We start from the raw sequence: 19584 nt of genomic DNA on the forward strand, positions 1-19584 counted from the left end.
CGCCGCTCGGCCCTCCGGCCGGCACCCGCGTCCCCCGCACCCGCACCCACGCCCCCGTCCGCGAAGCGGACACACGGGCGACAACATGCGCACCCCATCTAATGTGCGAGGCGCGCCGACCGATCGAGGGGAGCCCGGACATGGCACAGGTGCGGACCGAGCCGAACGTCGGGGACAGGGAGACGGTGGTCGCGCTCCGCGACGTGAGCGTCCACCGTCACACGAACCGCCAGGTGATCCTCGCGGAGATCGACTGGACGGTCCGGGCCGGTGAGCACTGGGCCCTGCTCGGAGCCAACGGCGCGGGCAAGACGACTCTGCTGCGCCTGCAGGGCGCTCTGATGCATCCGACGACAGGCAGCGTCGAGGTGCTCGGTTCCCGGCTCGGCCGGGTCGACGTGCGCGAGCTGCGCGCCCGCATCGGCCATCCTTTGTTCTTCGCAGGGAATCCCGGTCTTCAGGCCGGGCGGGAATGCGATCCTCGGCCTGGAGGCGCGAAGCGCCGGAGTTCTCTGCGTCTTGGGGGTGAGGGTCAGGCCGGGCGTTTCTGGTTCTCGATGTACTCCTGGACGATGCTGTCAGCATGTCGTCGTCGAAGACCTCTCGCCGGTACTTCGTGACAAACACCAAGTGTGCGTGGAGGTGGTGGACAAGTGGACAACATGATGTCCCCGGCTGTTGTCCGGTTCTGGTTCCCAGCGTGGTGACATGGGCCATGGGTAGTTAGGGTCGAGTGGACTCGGCTGGAGGGGTGGGCTGGATGATCCGTGCGTACAAGTTCCTTCTGCGGCCCACCGTCCGTCAGGCGCAGGCATTGGCGGAGATGCTGCAAGATCACTGCTCCCTCTACAACGGGGCCCTGCAAGAGCGCCGCGACGCCTGGCGGCACGTTTCGAGGACCAGCGTCGGGTACGGGATGCAGTCCGCGCAGCTCAAGGAGATCCGGGCGTTCGACCCGGAGCGTCAGGGCCGCTGGTCGTTCTCCTCGCAGCAGGCCACCTTGCGCCGTCTGGACAGGGCGTTCGCCGCGTTCTTCCGCCGGGTCAGGTCCGGCGACACCCCGGGGTATCCGCGTTTTCGTGGGGTGAACCGGTTCGACACGGTGGATTTCCCGAAGGACGGGGACGGCTGCCGGTGGGACTCCACCGCGCACGAGGCGGTCACCCGCGTCCGCCTCCAGGGTGTCGGGCATGTGAAGGTCAATCAGCACCGGCCGGTGCTCGGCAGGGTCAAGACCGTCTCCGTCAAGCGGGAGTGCCGCAGGTGGTTCGTCGTGCTCACCGCCGAACAGCCACAGCCGCTGCCGACGACCGGCTCCGTGGTGGGCATCGATCTGGGCATCGCGAACTTCCTCGCCGACTCGGGCGGCGCCTTCGTGCCCAACCCGCGCCACGGGCGTCGGGCCGCCGTCAAACTCCAGGCCGCGCAGCAGGCTCTGTCCCGGTTCCCGCGCTGCAAGGCCAAGGACCGCACCGCCAACCACCAACGTGCTGTGGATAAGGTCGCCCTGCTGCACGGCAGGGTGCGCCGCCGGCGGCTGGACCACGCACACAAGACCGCCCTGGACCTGGTCCGCAGGCATGATGTCATCGCGCACGAAGACCTCAAGATCCGCAACATGAGCACGGCCCCCGCCCCGAAGTCCGACCCCGACCGGGCAGGCGCATTCCTGCTCAACGGGGCAGCGGCCAAGTCGGGACTGAACCGTTCGATCGCCGATGCCGGTTGGGGGGTGTTCCTGAGGATCCTGCACGCCAAGGCTGAGAGTGCCGGACGGGAAGTGATCGCCGTGGACCCCCGCAACACCTCCCGCACCTGCCCCCACTGTGGGCACACCGCGAAGGAGAACCGGCCCAGCCAGGAAACATTCCACTGCGTCGCCTGCGGCCACACCGCGCACGCCGACACCGTCGCAGCCACCAACGTTCTACGGGCCGGGCTGGTCCGTCGCCACGCCAACACGGCATAGCGAGAAGCCCCGTTCTCCAAGACGGGGAGGAGTCACGTGAGTACGGCCCAGCGCGTGCCGCAGGACCTCGACGCGCACGCCGTCGTCCTGACGGGCCACACCGGCACCGTGCAGCCGCTGTGGCGGAAGTACGACGCCGAGGTGCGCCGGCGTGGCCACGAACTGCTCGCCGAGCTGGACATCAAGGAGCTGGCCGACCGGCCGTACGGGGTCTGCTCGGGCGGGCAGCGGGCCCGCGTCCTGATCGCCAGGGCGCTGATGGCCGAGCCGGCCCTGCTGCTGCTCGACGAGCCGTTCAACGCCCTGGATCTGCCCTCGCGCGAGGACCTCGTCGAGGCCATGCAACGGCTGGCCGAGAGCCGTCCGGACCTGGCCACCGTGACGGTCACCCACCATCTGGAGGAGCTGTCCCCGGCCGTCGGCCACACCCTGCTGCTGCGCGAGGGGCGCGTCCTCGCCCAGGGGCCCGTCGCCGAGACCCTGACCGACTCCTGGCTGACGGACTGCTTCGGACGGCGGATCAATGTGGTCCGGCACGGTGGGCGCTGGGCGGCCTATTCGGGTCCCCACCAGGGTAGTTGACAGCGGTACGAAGCAACTCGCGGCGCGGGAAAGGGATATGGCGGGCGCGTCACGGCGCCCAGTGATCTCGGACGACGGGTGCGGGCCGCTCCGGCGCGGCTCCCGGCCAGGACGCATCCGCACGGCGGGGCGCACCAGTTGGGGGAATGTGCCCTGTACGCGCCCCCGGCCGTACGGCGAAAATGCGCCTGTCGACGGTGATTTCGCCAAGACACCCAGGGCCTGCCGTTCGGATCGGGTCGCAGGACGTCGACGGGACCGATCAGACCCCGCGTCCGCGAACCGACCCGAACGCCGGCCCCGATACCCCGCCGCCAAGTCACCAGGAAAGCAGGTCGGCTGTCGTGCTGTTGCGTCTGCCCACGTCCGTGTCCGAAGCACAGGAGTACCTGACCGAGGGGGCGGTGCCGATCGGCGGCGCCACACTGGTGTGGGCCACCTGGCAGAGGGACGGTTTCCCCGACCACGCCATGTCGCTGCGCGACCTCCCGGAGGCCAACACGATCGAGCGCGAGGCCCTGGGCGCCGCCGTGGTGCTGAACCGGATAGACGACCGGGTGCCGGAGGTGCTGCGCGGGGCGGCCGCCGGTGTCGGGACCGGAGCCGTACGCCGGACGGCCACGGTGGGCGGCAACATCGTCGGCAGCACGCTGCGTTGTCTGCTGCCCGCGGCGCTCGTCCTGGACGCCCGAGCGGTGATCCTGGAACCGGAGGGCGTCACCGAGACCGATCTCGCCGAGGTGCTCGCCAAGCGCCAACTGCTTCTGAGCCTGCGGTGGCGCGCACCGATCACCAGCAGTCACCACAAGGGCGCGGCCGAGCCGGGCGGGGCGTCGCCGCTCGTCGTCGCCGCGGCCGTGCACTCCGTGGACGGCGGCACGACGCGCCTTCGCGTCGCGGTCCGTTGCGAGGACGAGGTGTTCAGCGAGAGTGCCGCGTGCCACAGCGATGCCGACGAGGTTCTGCGCATACTGCGGGACAGTTCCTTCGGCCGGCTTCCGGACTCGGCATGGGAGGTCGTCGGCCGCCAGGTGACCGGCCTGCTGGCCCGCCCCGGCATCTCGTAGCCCGGACCGCCGCCCCCGATCGCGGAAACCGGCACGCGCTCGCCCGGGCCCTGGAGCGCGGGGCACGGGGCACGGGGCACGGGGAAATTCAACAGGTGCCGGTCAGTTGCGGCGATCCGGGGGGCGCCGGCACTGGCCCTCTCGTCCCCGGCGGGTCGCCGTTCCGGGCTCCGCGGCCCCGCTGAACGGCACTTCCGCCCGGCTCCGTGGCGAGGGCCCGTGTTCGTACGCGGCCCCTCGCCACCGGCCGTCGGCCCGCCCTCTAATTCATCAACGTGGAAATCGCAGGACGGAGTCCCGACTCTGGGTCCAGGCACCGGGAACCCCCCGGACCGCTCGGACGAAGGACGGAGCACATGCCCTCCACGCGCGCCCCCGCCGCCGGTTCCACACCGGCCGCACGTCACAACCTGGTCCTGGTGGTCACCTGCCTCGCCCTCGGCACGGTGGTCGCCGCCATGGCATCGCTCAATGTGGCGCTGCCCGATCTCGCCCGCGAGACCCACGCCACACAGACGCAGCTTTCCTGGATCATCGACGCCTACAGCCTGGTCTTCGCCTCGCTGCTGCTCCCGGCCGGCGCCCTGGGCGACCGTTTCGGCCGCAGGCGGGCCCTGCTCGCGGGACTGACGATCTTCGGCGCCGGGTCCGCCGCCGCCGCGCTGACGACCGACCCTTCGGCCCTCATCGCGCTGCGGGGCGTCCTCGGGGTGGGCGCGGCGCTGGTCATGCCGGCCACGCTGTCGACCATCACCAGCACCTTCCCGCGCACCCAGCGGGCGCGGGCGGTGAGCGTCTGGGCCGCGGTCGCCGGAGCGAGCGCGCTCGTCGGCCTGTTCGCCACCGGGGCCCTGCTGGAGGGCTGGTCATGGCGCTCGGTGTTCCTGCTGAACGTCGCTCTCGCCCTGGTCGCCCTCATCGGGACCCTGCTGTTCGTGGCCGAGTCCGCGGAACCGAAGCAGCCGCGGCTGGACGTCGGCGGCGCGCTGCTCGCGGTGGTGGGCCTGGTCACGCTGGTCTACTCGGTCATCGAGGCGCCGACCCGGGGGTGGGCCGACCCGGTCACCCTCGCCGGCATCGGTCTCGGTCTGGCCGTGCTGACCGGATTCGTCCTCTTCGAACTGCGCCGCGAGAACCCGCTGCTGGACCCCCGGTTGTTCCGCAACCGCCACTTCGCCGCGGGCTCGCTGTCGATCATGCTTCAGTTCTTCGTGTTCTTCGGGTTCGTCTTCGTGATGATGCAGTACCTGCAACTGGTGCGGGGCGACAGCGCCTTGATGGCCGCGACCGCCATGCTGCCCATGGCCCTGACCATGGTGCCGGTCTCCCGCGCCGCCCCCGTGCTGGTCGGCCGGTTCGGCTTCCGCAGGCCATGGGTGGCCGGGCTCGTCGGCGTCGCGGCGGGCATGGGCGTCCTCTCCCGGCTCGACGCGTCCAGCCCGTACTGGCTGATCGCGACCGGACTCGTGCCGCTCGGCGCGGGGATGGGCCTGGCCATGACCCCGGCCACGACGGCCATCACGGACGCCCTGCCGCGCTCGCTCCAGAACGTGGGTTCGGCCATGAACGACCTGGCGCGCGAGCTGGGCGGCGCCCTGGGGATCGCGGTCCTCGGCAGCCTGCTCAGCGCCGCCTACCGCGACCACCTGAGTCTGCCCGGACTGCCGCAGCAGGTGGCGGACGCGGCCCGCTCCTCGCTGGCCGCCGCCCACGCCGTCGGCGGCCCGGTCTCCGACCGGGCGACGACCGCCTTCACCGACGGCATGCACGTGGCGCTCCTCGGCGCCGCCGCGGCCGCCGTGCTCGCCGCCGTCACCGTCGCGGCGCTGCTGCGTTCCGCTCCGGGTCCCGAGGTGTCCGCCGACGACCACGACCCGGACCACGAAGAGGTGCCGGGTGCCGTGGGCGCGCAGGAGCAGCCCTCGTACAACTGACACACCTCCGCGACACCTCGAAGGGCCCGGACCGGCGTCTCGCACCGTGCGAGGCGCCGGTCTTCGGTGCACGGTGCGAGGCGCCGGTCCTCTGTGCGCCGGGGGCTCGCCGGTCCTCTGTGCGCCGGGGACCTGCCCGTACGACCCCGGCGTACAACCCGCCAGAAGGGACCGGCCCCCGGGCCGGAACCGGGCCGCCGGTCAGGAACGCTGTGTCGGTCGCCCCGCCGGTCGGGCGTCCCGCGCGGGGCGTCCGGGGCCGCGCAGGGCCTGCCGCAGTTGCGGACTCACCAGGCGGACCACGTCGTCGGTCGCCATGGAGACGATCGGCTCCAGGCGCAGCAGGTAGCGGGTGGCGATCAGCCCGGCGACCACGGTGGTGAACGCGGCGGCGCGTTGCCGGGCGTCCCGTCCCGGCACGAGGCCGGCGATCCGCTCGACGATCTCGCGCTCGACAGCCTCCTTCACCAGAGCGCCGGATGCGTCGTCGTCGATCGCGGTCTTCAGCATCGCGATCAGGGGCGGCCCCGTCACGGGGTCGTCCCAGACGGCGACGACCTGACGGACGACCCGTTCGGGGAGCGTGGCGAGGTCGCCCTCCGCGACGGCCCGCGCGAGCAGCTCGGCCGGGTTCGCACCCAGCGCCAGAGCGGCGCCGAACAGCCCCTTCTTGGACCCGAAGTAATAGCTGATCAGAGCCAGGTCGACCCCGGCCTCCAGGGCGACGGACCGCAGGGTCACCGCGTGGTAGCCGTCCGCGAGGAACCGGCGCCGGGCGACGTCCAGGATCGCGGCCCGGGTGTCCGGGCTTCCCGGCCTGCGCCCGCGCTGCGAACCCGGGTTATTCATCACGGACGAATTCTACGGCTCCGACGAGAAGGGTCGCCGTGCGTTCGGACCCGGGCGTTCGGACCCGTCGCTCAGCGGAGCGAAAAATCACCCCGTGTCCTGATGCGTAGCCCTGCGTGCCGGTGTCGTCCGGTTCTCACGAAATGGCATCGTTAATCCGTATGAGTGGTACATCACACACCGAAGCCGTAGCGTCGAGGCAGAGCCGACACGCTGACGGCCACATGACAGAGCGTCCCGCACGGAGCTGATATGCGCACAAACTCGATCCGGACCGCGTTCACCGTCCTCGCGGCCGCGGCGCTCACAGCGGTGATGGGTACCGCCTCCGCAGCACCCGCCGCCCCGCACCCCGTGAAGCAGCGGCAGGCGACCCCCGTACTCGTGGACTGCCTCTGGCACCCGGACGTGCGCCCCACCGATTTCATCCTGGCCTGCGGTGACGGCAACAGCCGCCTCACCTCGCTCCACTGGTCGCACTGGAACCAGCACTCCGCCGTCGCCCAGGGCGTCAACCTGGTGAACGACTGCAAGCCGTACTGCGCGGCGGGCAAGTTCCACTCGTACCCGGTCGTCGTGGTGCTGGACCACGCGCAGCCGTGGAAGAAGAAGCCCCAGGTCCAGCACTACGCGCAGCTGACGCTGATCTACACCCACGACCACCCGGACGGATACGCGCACAAGGTCAGCTACCCGCTGTGGAACTGACGCCGGTTCCGCGCGGACCCGGCATCGCGCACTGACGGCCCCGCCCGAGGCCGCCCGAAGGGGCCCTGGGGACCGACTGTCCCGCCGGACTCGCCGACGGTGGACGCGCCCGGGAACCCCGTAGCCGCAGAAATAGGTACAAAATGGGGCATGTGGGTAACCGGCGCGTGTCAGTGGACCGTCTCGTGGAGCAACCGTCGGGCCGCGGTCTGGTGGCGATCCCGCTCGCGTTGATCGTCGTGATCACCGTGGTGGACATCCGCTCCCCCACCGACGTCCATCTGGGCCCCCTGCTGGTCATCGCGCCGACCCTCACCGCCTCGCTGGCGGGCCCCGGCCTGACGGCTCTGGTCGGCGCGCTCGCCGTCGCCGCCCAGGTCGTCATCGGGGTCCTGCACGGCGGACTCGGCACCACCAATCACATCGCGCAGCTCATCGCCCTGGTGGTGCTCTCCGCGCTGGTGGTGTTCGTGTGTCATGTACGGGAACGGCGCGCCCGGGAGCTGGTACGGGCGCGCTCGATCGCCGAGACGGCGCAACGGGTGCTGCTACGGCCGCCACCGCGCAGGATCGGTCCGCTGCGAGTGGCCTGGCTGTATCTGGCCGCCGATGACGACACCCAGATCGGCGGCGACCTGTTCGCGGTCACCCGGTCCGCCGACGGTTCCACCCGCGTCATCATCGGCGACGTCCGGGGCAAGGGCCTCGCCGCCATCGGCGAGGCCTCCGTGGTCCTTGGCGCCTTCCGCGAGGGTGCCCACCGGTACGCCACGCTGCCCGAGCTGACGGCGGCCCTGGAGGTGAGCGTGTGCCGGGACCTGGACGAGGTCGCCGACACCGAGCACGACCCGGGGGAACACTTCGTGACCGCGCTCGTCGTCGACATCCCCGACGACGGCACACAGGTCGAAATGATCAACTGCGGTCATCCACCGCCCCTGCTGCTGCGTGATCACCAGGTCACCGTCCTGTACGCACGACACCCCGTGCCCCCGCTGGGCATGTGCGAGCTGCCCGCCTCCAGCCACCACACCGACCCGTTCTCCTTCCAGCCCGGCGACTTCCTGCTGCTGTACACCGACGGGGTGATCGAGGCCCGCTCCCCCGACGGCACGTTCTACCCGCTGGCCGATCGGGTCGGTGCCTTCCCCACGTCCAGCCCCGACGTCCTGCTGCGCCACATCCAGGACGACCTCGTCCGGCACATCGGGGACCTGCCGGGCGACGACGCCGCCTTCCTGGTCATCGAACGCACGCCCGCGCACCACCTCCACCTCCCCCACCACCCGGTGGACGGCCATCACCGGCTCCCCACCGACGGATCACCGCCTGCCGCACCGCGCTGAACCCGCGGTGGACCGACATCGAACCGGCGGAGCCCGCCACGGTGCCGGATGCCCGAGTAGCGAGGCCGGTCGTCCCGGGGCCACGATGGGGAGAGATCGACTCGACCCAGGGGGCTTGCACAGGGAGGCTCCCGTGGCGCGCACCTTCGGAACCGACGTCGTGGTGGCGGGTGCGGGCCCGGTGGGTCTGACCGCGGCGGCGGAGCTGCGCAGACGCGGGGTCCGCTGCCGTATCGTCGACCGGCTCCCGGCCCGGCTCCCGTACGCGAAGGCGGTGGGCATCCAGCCGCGCACACTGGAGATCTGGGACCACATGGGGCTCATCCGCACGGTCCTGGAGGCGGCCGTTCCGATGTACGGGCAGCTGGCCTACGTCAACGGCGCCGAACAGGCCCGGATCGACCTCGTCCTGCCGCCCGAAGTACCGTACGGCTTCGCCGCGTTGCCCCAGTACGAGACCGAAAGCATCCTCGAAGGACACCTCGCCCGGTTCGGCACCGGGATCGAACGGGGAACGGAACTGGTCTCGTTCGGCCAGGACTCCGACGGGGTGACGGTCGCCCTGCGGTCGGTGTCCGGGGCCGAGGAAGAGGTCAGGGCACGCTATCTGGTGGGCTGCGACGGCGCGCACAGCGTCGTGCGCAAGCAACTGGGCCTCACCTTCGAGGGCAGCGCGTCCCCGGAGGAGTACATGCTGGGGGATGTGGAGGTGGACTGGGACCTGCCGCCGGGCTACGGCGTCCGCTCCACGCACCGGAACGCCGACGGCGCGGTGGACGACCTCCTGGTGTGCATCCCGCTGCCGGGCCGGAACCGGTACCGCATGTCGATGACCGTCCCGCCCGAGCTCTCCACCACGGGCCGGAACGACCGGCCGGCCGACGGCGTCGTCCACGGCCTCGAGGGCGGACAGGCGCCCTCGCTCCCGGACATCCAGGACGTGCTGGACCGGCTGTCCCCCCGGCCGACGAAAGCCTCCCGCCTGCGCTGGTCCTCGGTCTTCCGCATCAGCCACCGGATCGTCGACCGCTACGGCGACGGCCGGGTCTTCGTCGCCGGCGACGCGGCGCACATCCACCCCCCGACCGGCGCCCAGGGCATGAACACGGGCATCCAGGACGCCTGGAACCTGGCCTGGAAACTCGCCCTCGCCATCGAGGGCGGCGCGAGGCACGACCTGGCGGCGAGCTACGACGCCGAACGGCGGCCCGTCGGCGAGGAGGTCGTCGAGCGCACGGTCCGCCACGCGACCCGGGGAATCCAGGCCGACCGGACCGATCCGGAGACTCTCATGCTGCGCGAGGCCCAGCTCCTCGTCGGCTACCGCGGCAGCCCGCTGGTCGGACCGGCCTTCGAGGGACCGGGACCGCAGGCGGGCGACCGGGCACCGGACTGCGCCGGCCTCGCCACGCACATCGCCGTCTTCCCTCTGCGCCTGTACGACCTGCTGCGCGACCGCGGACACGTACTGCTGGTGTACGGGGACGGCGACCAGGGCGGCCAACTCGCCGAAGCGGCGGACGAGTTTTCCGGAGGACGGGTCGGCACCTGCGTGATCCGGCCCTCCGGCACCGCCATGGAGACCTCGGACCCGCCCGTGTACGTCGACACGCTCGGCGAGTTCGCCCGCCTCTACGGCGTCTCCGACGGACCGACCGCCTTCCTGGTCCGCCCCGACGGATACATCGGCGCCCGCCTCTGCCCGCCGACGGCAAAGGGGCTGACAGCCCAGCTCGCCCGCACCTTCGCCCCCGCCGGCTCCGGGACCGAGTGACGGCCTCGGTCCGCCGGCACCTCAACGGGTCTGATCAGTCCATCAGTTGGGCCGCGAGGGTCGCGCCGAGCTCCCAGCACGCCTCGATGTCGGCCTTGCCCGGCTCGCCCGTAACCTTCACCGCCCCGGCCGCACGGCGCCAGCCGAGGCCCGTCGTCACGGACTCGATGCCGCGCACGGCTCCCGTGACGTCGCTTCCGCCGTGCACGTAATAGCCGAAAGGGCGCGCCGTCGTCGTGTCCAGGCACGGGTAGTAGACCTGGTCGAAGAAATGCTTCAGCGCGCCCGACATGTAGCCGAGGTTGGCCGGGGTGCCGAGTACATAGCCGTCGGCGGCCAGCACGTCCGAGGCGGTCGCCTCCAGCGCCGCGCGCCGCACCACGTCCACGCCCTCGATCCCGGGCGCCGTCGCGCCGGAGAGCACGGCTTCGAACAGCGCCTGGCAGTTGGGCGAGGGCGTGTGATGGACGATCAGCAATGTGGGCACATCCCGCACCCTAGGGGATCCCCGTGTCGGCACCGTCCGTGACGTGCGACGGACGGCCCGGAGGCGGCCGCACGCCCGGCTGCACGATCGGGTGCGCGGTGCAAGGCAGGAAGTAATCCGGAGCTGCTGGAGCCCGGCTGTTTCGGCACACCGCGAGCGAAGGGTGATCCGATGACCAGCCGCCGGAAGAAGGACGGCCGGCACTCCTCCGGGACAGACGCACCCGGCGCCCGGTCCCGGATCCCCGGGGTCGAGCAGGACGTGGACGAACCGGTGGCAGAGTTCACCCTCGCCGAGACCCCGGTACCGACGTCCGCCCAAGTCGCCGGGGCACGCTCCCGGCCGCCGGGCATGCCCTGCGCTCCCGACTCAGGAGCCGCTGAACAGCTGATACGATCCACGCAGAGCACGCGCCGGACACCCGGTGACGAGCCAGGCGTTGGTGGTCCAAGGAAAGACGCCCCGCTTCCTGCGGGGAAATGCAGGTGCAAGGCCTGCCCGGCGCTCCACAGACACCGCCTCCGGTCGATGACCGGAGGCGGTGTTTTTTGTTCAGCCGCCTGCCCTTCGCGTCTTTCGCGCGGCCCCTGCTCTCTCTTCGCGCGGCCCCGGGGCCACGCGTTCCTCGCGTCAGCGACCCCGCGGCCCCGCGCTGATCGTCCTCCCCGCGCGCTGGACGACGTCCGCGAGGCGGTCCAGCCGGTGACCGGCATCCGCAGTCCGCCGCCGGCCGGGTCAGACTCGCGATCGGGGCCCGCAACGAGGGTGCTCGGGTCTCATCCCTGGTCGGGGTGTGCGACCGGCCGGGGGCCGGGTTCGGGGTGGTCGGGAACGGCCGGGCCGGGTTCTGGTGGGGGCAGGATCGTGGTGATGCCGGCCATGAGTTTGCGGCAGAGGGAGGTGACGGCGGGTCGCAGGCGGCGGGGGACGCGGACGACGCGCAGGAGCCGGTTGTCGATGGCCATGGTCCAGGTGAGCCTGGTTCCTCCGCCGGGGAGAGGTTCGAGGAGGAAGTCCTCGGCCCAGCCCTTGACGAGGGGCAGGGTGATGCCGGTGACGCGGAAGGTGGCCCGGCGAGGGGCGTCCCAGCGGTAGTACTCCTCCTGGAGGGTGACCAGGCGGGCGAGGCGGGCGCTGCGGCGGGCACCGGTGGTGTGGGGGCGGGGGGAGAGCCAGGTGGCCCGGTCCAGGACGGCCGTCCAGGAGCCCATGGCGTCGCTGCCCAGGGCGTCCCAGACCTGTTCAGGGCTGTGGGGCAGGTCGATGTGGGCGTTCAGGACCAGGGGGGCGGTGGTCAGGAAGTCGTCGCCGATCGGGGCGAGTGCGCGGGGCATGGCTGTCTCCAAGGGCGGGTCAGGGGTAGAGGCTGTGCCGGTAGGTGGCGGGGTCGTCCAGGGCGGCCAGCAGGAGGCCGACGAGGTCGCGCCGGCTGGTGCGGGCCAGCAGGGAGCGATGGGGGAAGAGCACGGGGGCGAGTGGGTGCGTGGCCGGGCCGTCGGTGAGGATGCCGGGCCGGATGACGGTCCAGTCGAGGTCCGAGGCGGCCAGGACCGCGTCCTGTCGCCGGCGTTCACGGATCACCGGCGCGCTGAACGCCCCGTAGAGCGCGCTGAGCAGGCGGCTGGGGATGCCGCTGGTGTGAGGGCTGTACGCCGCCTCGGACAGCAGCAGCAGCCGGCGCGCGCCGGCTGCCTGCATCGCGTCGGTGATGGTGCGGGTGCCGCGGGAGTAAAGAGGAGTGCGGCGGTCGCCTCTCAGCCCCAGGGCGATCAACGCGGCATCCGCACCGTCCAGGGACTGCCGGACAGCGACGGTGTCGAAGACGTCGCCCCGGATCACCTCGCGGGGTTGGACTCCGTGCAGGCGGGCCGGGTCGCGGACGAACGCGGTCGTCCGGTGACCGGCACGCTCGGCCGCTTCGACGAACACCCGTCCGGTGGCACTGGTGGCACCGAATACGGTGATCTTCACGCGCCGTCACCTCTCTCAGGAGCCGTCGGCGCGGGGCCGGGGCGGGTCAGTGCCGTCACGGCGACACCCAGATCGTGGCGCTGCTGGGCCGTCCATGCTTCGGCGTGGGAGGCGGCTGTGATGTTGCCGTGGGTCAAGGTGAGGATCTGGTCGAGCAGCCGGTCCGCCGGGACCGCCGAGGCGACGTGCCCTGCCTGCTGCGCGCGGCTGATCGCGGTCACCTTCGCGTCCATGGCCGTGACGACGACGGGCAGCGATTCCATGAGTTCCGGGCGCTCCAGTGACTGCCACAGGGCGAGGCGCACCAGGTGGGGGTGAGCGCGGTAGAAGTCGAAGACGCGCTGGGCGTAGCCGGGCAGATCACTCGCGTCCAGGGTGACCGCGTGCTGGGCCATGGTGATGTGGTGTTCCAGGACGGCGTCGAACAGGCCGTCCTTGTTGCCGAAGTAGGCGTAGATCATGCGCTGGTTGGCCTGGGCCGCCGCTGCGATACGGGCGGTGCGGGCGCCGGCCAGACCGAAGGCGGAGAATTCCGCCGTCGCGGCGTCGAGGATGCGGCGGCGGGTGGCCTCCGCGTCCCGGACCGGGGTCTCTTTCTGCATCAGCTGCCTCTCTAGCATCGCGGCATCGAGGTCCGGCAGGCCGCGGGCGCGCTCATGCGTCGACCGTGCGGCTGAGGGCTTCCCACCGGTCGAGTTCGGCGAGGCTCCTCTGCCCGGCGTCACGGATGTAGTCGACGGCGTCTCCCGACAGGGCCAGGCGCAGCGGCGGATCGGCGAGTTCCAGCACGGCGAGGATCGACTGGGCGACCTTCTCCGGGTCCGCACCGAGACCTGCGGCCGGGGCACTGCCGTACAGGTTGCGCATCGGGGCCACCACGTCCCGGTAGGGGGTACTGGGCTCGGGCAGCGACATCGAGGACGCCAGTGTCGTGGCGACCGCACCCGGCTGCACGATCGTCACTTTGACCCCGAACGGCGCCGCCTCCAGGGCCAGCGCCTCCGAGAAGCCCTCCAGTGCGAACTTCGCCGTGACGTAGGCGCCCAGCCCGGGCGCGGGTGCGAGCCGGCCACTGACCGACGACACCTGAAGAATGTGACCCGATCCCTGGGCGCGCAGCACGGGCAGCGCAGCCTTGGAGACGTGGATCGCACCCCATACGTTGGTTTCCACCTGTGCGCGGAAGTCCTCCAGACTGGTGTCCTCGATGCTGGAGACGTTCGCATAGCCGGCGTTGTTCACCACGACGTCCAAGCGGCCGAACCTCTCCACAGCGGCGGCCACCGCACGCTCGGCGGCACCGGCATCGGTGACGTCCAGCTCCACCGCGAGCGCCGCGTCCGGATACCGCTCGACCAGATCAGCCACCGCCTCCGGCCTGCGTACCGCCGCCACCACCTGCTGACCGGATGCCAGTGCCGCCTCTGCGAGCGACCGGCCCAGCCCACGCGAGCTCCCCGTGATCAAAAATGCCTTCACTGCCCTCTCCCACCATCAACGCGGTAACTAGTTACTTACCAGCGTACGACATAAGTGCGGATCCGCTCGGGCGGCACCCTGTCACCCCACCGGCCGGGCTCCGCCCTGGTCTGGGCCCGAGGCCCCGACGGGCGCCCGCACCCCTGCCCGTGTCAGTGCCCGGGAACCACGAGATCCGCGCGTTCCCGGGGGCGGGTCGCGCTCAGGTAGTGCTCCTCCGCCAGGCGCCAGCGGGCCTCCCAGTCGATGGGGCCGTGGTCGTCACCGCGGGCCCTGAGCCGGCGCATGGATTCGTCTGGCGGGGTGTCGACGTAGACGACCATGTCGTAGTGGTCGGCGAGTTCGGGCCGGGCGGTGTACACGCCCTCGACGAGGACGATGCCGTCGCAGGCGACGGCACACACCTCGTCCGTCACCAGGGACCCGCTCGGCCAGTCGTAGCGCCGGTAGTACGCGTCGTGGCCGGTGGCGAGCGGCGTGAGGACCTCGTCGCGCAGCCGCTCCCAGTCGAAGTAGCCGTCGTAGCCCTGGGCAGGGGTCAGCGCGGCGCGCGAGTCCGCGTCCATCGGACGGTAGAAGTCGTCCCCGTGCACGACCACGGCGTCGGCGAGCCGGGCCACGGCCGACGCCAGGGCCGACTTGCCCGAGCCGCCCAGGCCGTCGACCGCGATCAGCACCAGCCCTTGACCGTCGCGGGCACGCACCGCGGCCACGACGCGCTCCGCGACAGTTTCGATCTTCGTCATGGAGGTGATTGTGTCGGCTTCAAGCACTTGGCCTCTGCCGAATGCGCACACTCACATGTTCCGACGGCCCGTGTCTCCGGGCGGTCGGGGAGAGACGAAACGTCAGAGGGGCCGACATGAATGTCGGCCCCTCTGACTTCGAGTAGCGGGGACAGGATTTGAACCTGCGACCTCTGGGTTATGAGCCCAGCGAGCTACCGAGCTGCTCCACCCCGCGTCGGTGAACACAACTCTACGTCATCTTTTCCGGACCCACGACCATGATCGCCCGTCGACGGGCGACCAGGCCGCCCCGAGGTGGGTCACACGTCGGTGGGAAGACCGCTCACCTCGGCGATGCCCCGCAGTTCCTCGTCCTGGCGGTGCCGCTCTCCGATGAAGTCGGCGATCTCCCTGCACCGCTCGGGATCGTCCGCCGTACCCGAGTCCGTGACGACCCGGACGACGCCGATCTCCTCGGTCTCCAGCTCGACGATCCGGTTGTCCAGGCGTCCCGTGACGGCCACGGCGACCACGAGGGACGCCTCGTCACGGACCTCCTGCGGGACGCTCTCGGGTTCCGCGCCGTCGAGACACAGTTCGATGGCTCCCACCCTCTCCTCCCTGATCGCTTCGAGTACGGGCTCGACCATGCGCAGCAAGAGCGCGTAGTCCGCCGGAGCCATACGCAGGCGGAGCATTTCGAGGTACAGGTCGAGGGGCCGGTCATCCGGTGCCTGCTCTGATGCGTCCATGGAGCTTCGCCTTCCCCAATGTGGACGACATGATCGCGTCTCACACCAGCATGCTGTGAATCGGCGCACACCGCCGGTCGAGACGGCCGCCCGGAAGACGGCCGAGGGGGCCCGTGCCCTGTCCGCACAGGCCACGAGCCCCCTCGAAGTCATCCGTCAGGAATCGTCCGTCCCGGTCGGGAATCGTCCGTCCGGGCCTGTCCGCGTCACCCGTAGGTGCGCCGGATCCGGTAGAGCACGAAGATGCCGGCGAGCACGAAGACCCCGCCGATCACGCCCGGCCACAGGTTCGCCCCGGTCTCGGCGAGCCCGCCGGTCCCGACCGCCTGCGGCTCGATCCCCGAAGTGGCGGACGGGTAGGCCCCGGCCGCGGGCTCCGTCTGCGCGGGTGTTCCCACCTCGCCGCCCTGGTCGCCGCCCGGGGTCTCCTGCGAGGCGGACGAACCGTGTCCGGCCGACGACGTCACATCGGACTTCGGCTCCACGCTGACGGGCGGCGTGCCGCCGCCCGCGGGCTCGGTGCCCGGCGCTCCGGCCGTGGGCTCGTCCGTCCCGCCGCCGTTGTCACCGGAGCCCGTGCCGCCCTTGCCGCCCTTGCCGTCGGACGGGGCGTCCGCGGTGGGCGCCGGCTCCTCGGAGGGGTTCTCGGAGGGGTTCGGGGCTGCCTCGGACGGGTTCGGATCCGCTTCGGACGGATTCGGGGCCGCCTCGGAGGGCTGCGGCGGCTCGGCGCTCTGCGACGGCTTCTGCGGCTGGCCGTTGCCCGAGGGGTCGTCCTGCTGTCCGCCGCCGTTGCCGGCTCCGGCGCCGCACTTCCGGCCGCTGTTGATGCAGTCGACCATGTCCTTCATGAGGCCTTCGTCGAAGACGTTGATGAAGTCGCCGTGGTCCGTGACCGGCTTGTGCAGGTTCTCGGGGAAGGAGTCCACCGCGAACAGCGGCGAGGTGCGGCCGCCGTCCTGGAGGCTCGGCGCGTCGATGTCGTAGACGATGCGCTGCACCAGCTGCGGAATGGCCTTGAAATTGCCCGGGCAGTTGCCCTGGGCGTCCGCGAAGGCCACGTGGGTGCGGTGGTTGGCGCTGTCGATGTTCGCGCCGTCCCAGCAGCTCTGGAACTTGAAGGTGCGCACCACGTCACTGCCCTGCGGGCAGAGCGGGTACTTGTCCTTCAGCTGCCGGTCCTCGAAGCCGGTGCAGCTCCAGGAGGCGTTGGCATTGGCGTTGCCGTTGACGAACGCCTTGGCGTCACCGGTGATGATGCGCAGCAGACGGGGCATCGCCGTGACCTTGCCGCGCGGGCTGCCGACGAACGTCAGCGTGACCTGCTTGGGCGTGACGATCTGACCGGCGTTGCCCTCGGTCCCGCCGCCGGGGGCGCCTGCGTCGCGCTCCTGCTTTCCGTTCTGGAGGCGCACCACCGGCCAGTAGTACGTGGACTTGTCGCCCTTGTCCTGGCAGGAGGTGTCGGCCTTGGCCAGGTCGTCGTCACTGGCGAAGGCGTTGTTGGACTGGTTGCCGATGTAGTCGTGGAAGTGGTGGGCGCCGTTGGTGACACCGGGAGCCACGATCACGTTGTCCGAGTTGAACAGGCCGTTGGCGTTCACACCGCAGCTGGAGACGAACTCGCCCCGGGAGGCGTCGGCCTGGGGCTGCGGGTTCTGCACGTTGGGCTGGACGGACTTGATGTCGGCGTAGTCGCCGGCCACGGGCCCGTTGCCGGCCGCGGGGGTGCCCTGCTGGCCGCCCTGGCTCGGGGGCGCGGCGCTCGCACTCGGTGACGCGGCGCCCTGGTTCTGCGGCGCGGTGCTCTGACCGTTGTCCGCTCCGGTGCCGAGCTGGTTTCCGGAGGGGCGCAGCGTGCAGGCCGCGAACCCGTCGAGCCCGCTCGGCGGGTCGCCGGCGGCGTCGATGGCGGCCACGATGCGGCCGATCGACTCCGCCCGCTTCTCCTTCAGCGGATTCATGACGGCGTCGGCGCCGCTGTCGCCGTTCTGCTGCATCTGAGCGGCGTTCGCCTGGAGTTGCTGGTACGCCTCGGCGATCTGCTGGTCCAGATCGGCGAGTTCCTTGTCGACGTCTGCCTTGGCTGCGTCCGGGACCGTCTTCAACTGGTCGCCGACGTCAGGGCAGTCGATGGTGGCGGAACCGGCGGACAGGACGTGCGCGCCCATCGGGTCGCCACCCGCCCCGGTCTCGGTCGCCGATGCGTAGACGTTGACTGCCAGCAGTCCGCCTCCGCCCAATATCAGTGCGATGGCTGCAGAGGTCGCGCGGCGTGCGCCCGTGGGGCGTCTGCGCGTGTTGCGTCCCAAGGTGGTGCTCCTACGCGTCGTGGTCGGCTCGGCATGTAAATCCCCCGGCCCTATACGCACACGGGTCGCGTTGTGTTCAACCGTCTCCAGAATTCACAGTGACCCCGTACGGAGCAACTGGCCGCGGACGTCTCGGTGGACGCCGGGAGACCCGCTCGACCCGTGCGGAACCCCCGGCGTCGGTCCGCGCCGGGCCGGCTCTGCGGTTGCACCGGGCGCGGACCGGTGGCCTGATGGGAACACTGCACCACGGGTACGCCCCGGCCATGACCCGGGCCGGTGGGACAGGCAGGGTGCTCCGCCGCTTCCACCGTGGGCACGGCCAGGGCAGCGGCGTGAGGCGGGTGAACCGGTGACGGGAGCGGAGATCGACTTCGTCGGTGTCTTCCACGCCCTGCCCGGCATGGTCGCCCTGCTCACCCCTGACATGGTCTTCGTGGAGGCCAACGACGACTATCTGAGCAACTCCGGCCGCTCCCGCGAGCAGTTGGTCGGCCGGTACCTCTTCGACGTCTTCCCCGACCGGCCGGGCGACGCGGCCTCCACCGGGATGCGGAACCTGGAGGCGTCGCTGCGCCGGGTGGTGGAATCCGGGGAGCGCGACGCCATGGCCCTCCAGCGGTACGACGTGCAGTCCGTGGAACGGTCGGGTGTCTGGGAGGAGCGGTACTGGAGCCCGGTCAACGTGCCCGTGCTCGACGAGGACGGCGCCGTGGCGCTGGTGGTCCATCGGGTCGAGGAGGTCACCGAGTTCATCCGCGCCCGTGGCGGGCTCGACCAGAGCCGGCGGAGCCCGGTGCTGGAGGCCGAGCTGTACACGCGGGCCCGGGAGCTTCAGGAGCTCAACGATCGCCTGCGGCGCGCGCATGCCCGCGAACGGGAGGTCGCCGTCGCCCTCCAGGACGCGCTGCTGCCCTCCCCCGACCAGGTCGGCACGCACCACGCCGCCGTGCGCTACCGGCCGGCCACGAGTTCGCTGAACGTGTGCGGGGACTGGTACGACCTGGTGGCGCTGAGCGGCGACCGGATGGCGGTGGCGGTGGGCGACGTCGTGGGCCACGGTCTGACCGCCGCCTGTGTCATGGGCCAGTTGCGCAGCGCCCTCAGTGCCGCGTCCCGTGCCGCCGACGGCCCCGCCCGGGCGCTCGAGGTGCTCGGGCTGTACGCGCGCTCCGTCGAGGGCGCCGAGTCGACCACGGCGGTGACGGCCTGGATCGACTGGGAGACCCACACCATCACGTACAGCAGTGCCGGACATCCTCCGCCGGCCCTCCTGCGCCGCGACGGGAGCGTGGAGTTCCTGGACCGGGCGACGGACCCGCCGCTGGGGGCCCGGCCGGAGCATGTGGACCGCCCGGAGGCCGCGACGGACTTCGCCGCGGGCGACACCCTGGTCCTCTACACCGACGGGCTGATCGAACGACGCACCGAGGACATCGACGTGGGTCTCGGACGCCTCGCCGCGGCGCTGACCCACCACCGGGAGTCCGCGTCCGAGGCCCTCGCCGACGCGCTGCTGTCGGACCTGCTCCCGCCCGGTGGTATCACCGACGACACGGCCCTGGTCATCATCCCGTTGTGAACCCGCCCGGCGGGGACGGCCCCGGCCGCCGACGAGCCGCTGCG

16 protein-coding genes, 1 tRNA gene and 2 pseudogenes are annotated in these 19584 nt (G+C 71.3%); 9 read left to right on the forward strand and 10 right to left on the reverse strand.

Annotation, left to right across the window (positions count from 1 at the left end; all coding sequences use genetic code 11):
* Positions 1-140: 140 nt before the first annotated feature.
* The 5 genes and pseudogenes from ABZV42_RS04440 to ABZV42_RS04460 all read left to right on the forward strand — a co-directional run.
* A pseudogene (locus ABZV42_RS04440) lies at positions 141-428 on the forward strand (ATP-binding cassette domain-containing protein); the annotation flags it as partial.
* 332 nt (positions 429-760) lie between these two features.
* Positions 761-1969, forward strand: a complete 1209-nt coding sequence (locus ABZV42_RS04445; RefSeq protein WP_356050891.1) for a transposase — start codon at positions 761-763, stop codon at positions 1967-1969.
* A 33-nt stretch (positions 1970-2002) separates the two neighbouring features.
* Positions 2003-2551, forward strand: a pseudogene (locus tag ABZV42_RS04450) (ATP-binding cassette domain-containing protein); the annotation flags it as partial.
* A gap of 344 nt (positions 2552-2895) precedes the next feature.
* A complete protein-coding gene (locus tag ABZV42_RS04455) occupies positions 2896-3618 on the forward strand; it encodes an FAD binding domain-containing protein (protein ID WP_355989922.1) in 723 nt (240 codons plus the stop codon).
* A 356-nt stretch (positions 3619-3974) separates the two neighbouring features.
* Complete coding sequence (locus ABZV42_RS04460) at positions 3975-5552, forward strand: MFS transporter (protein WP_356050892.1); 1578 nt, start codon at positions 3975-3977, stop codon at positions 5550-5552.
* A 201-nt stretch (positions 5553-5753) separates the two neighbouring features.
* On the opposite strand, the gene ABZV42_RS04465 is transcribed toward ABZV42_RS04460, so the two are convergent.
* A complete protein-coding gene (locus ABZV42_RS04465; protein WP_355989974.1) occupies positions 5754-6401 on the reverse strand; it encodes a TetR family transcriptional regulator in 648 nt (215 codons plus the stop codon).
* Between the two features lie 252 nt (positions 6402-6653).
* On the opposite strand from ABZV42_RS04465, the gene ABZV42_RS04470 reads away from it, so the two are divergent.
* From ABZV42_RS04470 to ABZV42_RS04480, 3 genes are all read left to right on the forward strand, one after another.
* Entirely contained in the window at positions 6654-7109 is a 456-nt protein-coding gene (locus tag ABZV42_RS04470) for a hypothetical protein (protein ID WP_355989926.1), read from the forward strand.
* Between the two features lie 185 nt (positions 7110-7294).
* Positions 7295-8455: a PP2C family protein-serine/threonine phosphatase gene (locus ABZV42_RS04475; RefSeq protein ID WP_355989929.1), complete on the forward strand. Its 1161-nt coding sequence runs from the start codon at positions 7295-7297 to the stop codon at positions 8453-8455.
* Positions 8456-8588: 133 nt separating this feature from the next.
* The gene (locus ABZV42_RS04480; protein WP_355989931.1) at positions 8589-10229 is read left to right on the forward strand and encodes an FAD-dependent monooxygenase; all 1641 of its coding nucleotides are present in this window, start codon (positions 8589-8591) and stop codon (positions 10227-10229) included.
* Between the two features lie 34 nt (positions 10230-10263).
* Here ABZV42_RS04480 and ABZV42_RS04485 read toward each other — a convergent pair whose 3' ends face one another.
* The 9 genes from ABZV42_RS04485 to ABZV42_RS04525 form a co-directional block, all read right to left on the reverse strand.
* Positions 10264-10716, reverse strand: a complete 453-nt coding sequence (locus tag ABZV42_RS04485) for an NAD(P)H-dependent oxidoreductase (protein WP_355989933.1) — start codon at positions 10714-10716, stop codon at positions 10264-10266.
* Between the two features lie 776 nt (positions 10717-11492).
* The gene (locus ABZV42_RS04490) at positions 11493-12050 is read right to left on the reverse strand and encodes an SRPBCC family protein (protein ID WP_355989935.1); all 558 of its coding nucleotides are present in this window, start codon (positions 12048-12050) and stop codon (positions 11493-11495) included.
* 19 nt (positions 12051-12069) lie between these two features.
* Complete coding sequence (locus ABZV42_RS04495; protein ID WP_355989937.1) at positions 12070-12687, reverse strand: NAD(P)-binding oxidoreductase; 618 nt, start codon at positions 12685-12687, stop codon at positions 12070-12072.
* Positions 12684-13289 carry a TetR family transcriptional regulator gene (locus tag ABZV42_RS04500; protein WP_355989939.1) on the reverse strand — a complete coding sequence of 202 codons (606 nt, stop codon included), beginning with the start codon at positions 13287-13289 and terminating at the stop codon, positions 12684-12686. The genes ABZV42_RS04495 and ABZV42_RS04500 overlap by 4 nt, the downstream gene beginning before the upstream one ends.
* A 52-nt stretch (positions 13290-13341) precedes the next feature.
* A complete protein-coding gene (locus tag ABZV42_RS04505) occupies positions 13342-14166 on the reverse strand; it encodes an SDR family NAD(P)-dependent oxidoreductase (protein WP_355989941.1) in 825 nt (274 codons plus the stop codon).
* Positions 14167-14318: 152 nt separating this feature from the next.
* The gene (locus ABZV42_RS04510; protein ID WP_355989943.1) at positions 14319-14912 is read right to left on the reverse strand and encodes a hypothetical protein; all 594 of its coding nucleotides are present in this window, start codon (positions 14910-14912) and stop codon (positions 14319-14321) included.
* A 143-nt stretch (positions 14913-15055) separates the two neighbouring features.
* A tRNA-Met gene (locus tag ABZV42_RS04515) sits at positions 15056-15129 on the reverse strand.
* Positions 15130-15214: 85 nt separating this feature from the next.
* Positions 15215-15646 (reverse strand): hypothetical protein, encoded by a 432-nt coding sequence (locus tag ABZV42_RS04520; RefSeq protein ID WP_037624344.1) that lies wholly within the window; start codon positions 15644-15646, stop codon positions 15215-15217.
* Positions 15647-15852: 206 nt separating this feature from the next.
* A complete protein-coding gene (locus tag ABZV42_RS04525) occupies positions 15853-17958 on the reverse strand; it encodes a DUF1996 domain-containing protein (RefSeq protein WP_355989945.1) in 2106 nt (701 codons plus the stop codon).
* A gap of 352 nt (positions 17959-18310) precedes the next feature.
* Here ABZV42_RS04525 and ABZV42_RS04530 point away from each other — a divergent pair, with 352 nt between their 5' ends.
* Positions 18311-19540, forward strand: coding sequence for a SpoIIE family protein phosphatase (locus ABZV42_RS04530; protein WP_355989947.1), 1230 nt, complete (start codon positions 18311-18313; stop codon positions 19538-19540).
* The last annotated feature ends 44 nt before the right edge of the window (positions 19541-19584 follow it).

This window comes from Streptomyces sp. NPDC005281, from assembly GCF_040607495.1.
Taxonomy (GTDB): Bacteria; Actinomycetota; Actinomycetes; order Streptomycetales; family Streptomycetaceae; genus Streptomyces.

Excerpts from the sequence above, each read along its gene's own strand:
- ABZV42_RS04465 (WP_355989974.1), bottom strand. The coding sequence starts at position 6,401 with ATGAATAACCCGGGTTCGCAGCGCGGGCGCAGGCCGGGAAGCCCGGAC.
- ABZV42_RS04445 (WP_356050891.1), top strand. The coding sequence starts at position 761 with ATGATCCGTGCGTACAAGTTCCTTCTGCGGCCCACCGTCCGTCAGGCG.
- ABZV42_RS04470 (WP_355989926.1), top strand. The coding sequence starts at position 6,654 with ATGCGCACAAACTCGATCCGGACCGCGTTCACCGTCCTCGCGGCCGCG.
- ABZV42_RS04510 (WP_355989943.1), bottom strand. The coding sequence starts at position 14,912 with ATGACGAAGATCGAAACTGTCGCGGAGCGCGTCGTGGCCGCGGTGCGT.
- ABZV42_RS04520 (WP_037624344.1), bottom strand. The coding sequence starts at position 15,646 with ATGGACGCATCAGAGCAGGCACCGGATGACCGGCCCCTCGACCTGTAC.
- ABZV42_RS04460 (WP_356050892.1), top strand. The coding sequence starts at position 3,975 with ATGCCCTCCACGCGCGCCCCCGCCGCCGGTTCCACACCGGCCGCACGT.
- ABZV42_RS04490 (WP_355989935.1), bottom strand. The coding sequence starts at position 12,050 with ATGCCCCGCGCACTCGCCCCGATCGGCGACGACTTCCTGACCACCGCC.
- ABZV42_RS04500 (WP_355989939.1), bottom strand. The coding sequence starts at position 13,289 with ATGCAGAAAGAGACCCCGGTCCGGGACGCGGAGGCCACCCGCCGCCGC.